Source organism: Mesorhizobium sp. P5_C1 (assembly GCF_054049815.1).
In genome coordinates, this window is record NZ_JBFULQ010000500.1 from 1 (window position 1) to 4,044 (window position 4,044).

The following is a 4,044-nucleotide window of genomic DNA, read 5'->3' on the forward strand; positions in this document are numbered from 1 at the left end:
CCACGATGCTGCAAAAAAAGATCTGCATGTTGGGCGGGTTCGCTGTCGGAAAGACGAGCCTGGTGCGCAGGTTCGTGCAAAGCATCTCCACGATGCTGCAAAAAAAGATCTGCATGTTGGGCGGGTTCGCTGTCGGAAAGACGAGCCTGGTGCGCAGGTTCGTGCAAAGCATCTTTTCGGAAACTTACTTGACCACGGTGGGAGTGAAAATCGACAAGAAGAGTGTCGTACTCGCGGACAAAACCGTGGATCTGATTTTGTGGGATTTGGCCGGCGAAGACGATATCGGCTCATTCCGCGTCAGCTATGTGCGAGGTGCGAGCGGGCTCGTGCTTGTCGTCGATGGAACCCGCGCCGCCACTCTTGCCGTGGCGCTCACGCTGCGCGAGCGGGTCGAGGCCGAATTCGGGCCCATGCCGTTCGTGTTGCTGTTCAACAAATCCGATCTGGCCGATCGGTGGGCAATACCGGATAGTGAGATTGACGGACTGAGGCAACTTGGATGGCAAATCTATCTGACAAGCGCGCTTTCGGGTGAATGTGTCGATGACGCATTTCGTCAGCTTGCTTCGATGGTCACCGAATAGACCATGCATGGATTGCCAAGAGAAGTCAGAAGCTGGATTTTCAACTTCTTCTATCGTGAGCACTCTGTCGCGTATCTGAAAATTGACGCAGAGCTTTGCATAGTTGCGAAGGGCGGCAATCTTAAACATTACGAACTCTCATCACTTCGCATTGGTAAGCCTGTTGCCGATCAGCTTGCATTCATGGAAGGCTTGCTGCCTTGCCCGGAGCTTCCATTTCATATGGCCATGATCGAACTGCCCGGCGGGCGTGTCGCGGACCTTCATCTTTTTGCTGACGATGACTGCGTGTGGCTGCTCTTTCTTGACGCCACTGCCGAACGCGACAACAGGCAGCGGCTTCAACAGAAGGCTTATGAAATGACGCTCCTGCAAGAGAGGGAGCGTCAACTCAACGAGAAATTACGATCGACGAACGAGGCGTTGAGGGAGAGCCAGGAGGGATTGTCGCGTGAATACCAGCGCGCCGAAACCCTGCTCCTCAACATTCTTCCGGCGTCGATCGCGGAGCGGCTAAAGGCGCACGAACAGATTGCGGACAACCACGCAGAGGTGAGTGTGCTTTTTGCCGACATCGTCGGTTTTACGGAAAGAGCGCGCAGCGTCGGAGCCGTGACGACGCTCGCTATCTTGAATTACTTCTTCAAGGTGGCGGATCAGCTCTCGGAAAGATATGGCTGCGAAAAGATCAAGACAATCGGCGATTGTGTGATGGTGGTCGCCGGCCTGCCCGCCGCGCGATCCGATCATGCGGAAGCCCTTGCGCACTATGCACTTGAACTGCGCGAGGCGGGTCGGCGCGAACGCTTCGCAGGAGAACCGCTAAGACTGAGAATTGGAATTCACTCAGGACCGATCGTCGCCGGCGTCATCGGCAAAAAGCGGTTTGCCTATGACCTGTGGGGCGACACCGTCAATCTCGCCTCACGGATTCAAACGTCCGCCGAGCCCGATGAAATCCGTATTTCGGATGCAACTCACACACTGCTTGGACCAGATTTCGCTTGCGACCCACTCGAGGAAACGGAATTGCGTGGCACAGGTCGTGTGCGCATGTGGCGGCTGCGGGCCTGATTTGCCACTTGGCTGTGCCAACCCTGCAGCGCATTTCATTTCAAGCCAGCGAATGTCATCTTTCGCCAAGCCAACCAAGCAAGACACGTTCCGTGAACCACAAGAATGACAGTCGCGGCCGCCTTTCTTTGCAAGCTTAAGTCGGGTTGCCGTCAACTAGAACGGGGCCGCTCCCATATCTGAGATCGATAAGGTAGACTGCAGCATCGGAAGACGGCGATGCACCATTCGTTTGGACAATTCGAACTTGATGAAGCTGCCCGCAAACTGTCCCTGGAGGGCGTTGGGCAGAAAATCCAGCCGCTTGTCTTTGACTTGCTCGTGTATCTGGTTCGCAACGCAGGCAGAGTTGTACCCAAAGAGGAGTTGATGGACGCTCTTTGGCCGGATGTCATTGTGACTGAAGCGTCGCTTCAGCGGGTGGTTAGCCTTACACGCAAGGCGCTTGCAGCAGGCGGATTGCAGGACGCAATACACAGCTACGTCCGCCACGGCTATCGCTTCGCAATCGATGAGCCAGGACTGGGCTACGTGCGGCCTGCCACGTTCGCGGGGGATGACAACCTTGCGCAGGCCCGCAGGCTAGCGGCGGCACGCGATTGGAGTGCGGCTGCAAAGCTCTTCGCAGGTCTTGCGGATATCGAGGCTCTCTCTCCGGCCGATATCGATCTTTGGGCTTTGGTCGTTGAATGCGGAGGGCGGCCGACCGAGGCGATCCCTATGCTGACCCGCGCCGTTGCTGCTCATATCGAGGCTGGGGATTCAGCGCGCGCCGCCAGATCCGCCGTGACACTTGCCAAGATCCAAGCCGAACGGGGAGCGGCTGCCGTTGCGGAGGGATGGCTGGAACGTGCTGCTTCGCTTCTTTCTCAGTCCAAGGACGCGAGCACGGAATCGTATCTGCTATGGATGAAGTCGCGTCTTGCATCCTCAGGCGGCCGCCCTGAGGAAGCGCTTCAGTTGGCTTCGGCCGCCCACTCGATAGCTGAACATTGCGATGACCCAGGCCTGCGAGCCCTGACCCTGACCTACAAGGGATTTTACAATCTGGCGCTTGGGAAGATCGAGGAGGGCAACGAGCAGCAAAACCATGCGGCGGCGATCGCGTTGTCGAGCCAGGTGGACCCGATCACCGGTAGCTTGGTCTATTGCAACATCCTCTGGAGCTGCAGGACCTTTGCCGATTGGTCGCGTGCTCGCCAGTGGAGTGAGGGTTTTGAAAGCTGGTGTACCGCAAGCTTTGCCCAAACATCAGGGGCCTGTGACCTTCATCGTGCCGAAGTGGTTGCGGCGCAACAGATTTTGCCTGAGGCCCTGGCTTGCATAAATGAGGCGCTTCCCAAACTTTCTGCAGAGGAATCGTGGTCGCTTGGCGAGGGCTTTCGGGTCCGTGGCGATATCTTCGCCATGATCGGCGATCTCGCGTCGGCGCGAGCTGACTACGATCAGGCCTATGCACTCGGCTGGGACGCGGAACCGGGCAATGCCTTGCTGTTGTTCGAAACCGGCGACTTGGAAGGTGCGCTCGCTGCAATTGACCGTGTCTTACAAGGGGTGTCATGGTTCCATCTTCAGCGGCGCGGAAACTTGTTGGTCAATGCAGCCTGCATTGCAGCACGCGGCGGACGCTCGAACCAAGCCTCAATCTATCTGACCGAAATCGATGCACAACCACAACGCTGGCGACAACCGGCGACACAGGCGTTGATAGCCGAAACAAAGGCTGCACTCTGCAAGCCAGACGACCCGAACAAAAATCGCCTTCTGCTGTTGRCCCGGCAACTTTGGACAAGCGCCGGTGTCGATTATCATGCGGCGAGGATCCGCCTGCAGTTGGCAAGAGCTCTGCTCGGCTCGGGCGACGTCAGCGGCGCGAAAGTAGAGATCACGGCGGCAGAAAGATCGGCTCGTCACCTGGGATCGCAGCGCCTGGACCAAGAAGCCGCACTGCTTCGCCACAGCCTTTTGCCCGATAGCCAATCGCTCATCGATGGCCCCAGGCAAGAGCTCATCACCTGAACGCCGCTCGCTTGCCTGCCGCGATGAGCTACGGATCAGCTCTTGCCGCCGAGCCAGGGCGAAGATCAGCCAAAGATAAGCTCGAGATAAGGACGGTCAGTCCCCTCAGTAGGTAATTTTTCCCCGTCATGCAGACACGCATGGCACCAGCGGCGCCGACAATGGGTCGGCGCGATAGCGAAAGGGAAAAATCGTGAACCTCTATGTCATCCGTCGCCCTAGCGCATGGGCATCTCTGCAGGAACTCGAAGCCGCCGGCGCGAAATCAGCGAAGGTCGCGAAGGAACAGATGCCGGGCCAAGTCCGCTGGATCCGCAGTTACGTGGTGAATGAACCCGATGGGCGCATCGGCACCTTCTGCATC

Annotated in this window: 3 protein-coding genes; all 3 read left to right on the forward strand. The window is 57.7% G+C overall.

Annotated features, from left to right (window positions below; translation table 11 throughout):
- Nucleotides 1–587 (forward strand): Rab family GTPase (locus ACXJ7R_RS26625; RefSeq protein ID WP_457154432.1); only part of this gene is annotated, 587 nt, incomplete at its 5' end.
- A gap of 3 nt (nt 588–590) precedes the next feature.
- Nucleotides 591–1,661 carry an adenylate/guanylate cyclase domain-containing protein gene (locus ACXJ7R_RS26630; protein ID WP_457154433.1) on the forward strand — a complete coding sequence of 357 codons (1,071 nt, stop codon included), beginning with the start codon at nt 591–593 and terminating at the stop codon, nt 1,659–1,661.
- Nucleotides 1,662–1,880: 219 nt separating this feature from the next.
- Entirely contained in the window at nt 1,881–3,680 is a 1,800-nt protein-coding gene (locus tag ACXJ7R_RS26635; protein WP_457154434.1) for a winged helix-turn-helix domain-containing protein, read from the forward strand.
- Nucleotides 3,681–4,044 lie beyond the last annotated feature (364 nt).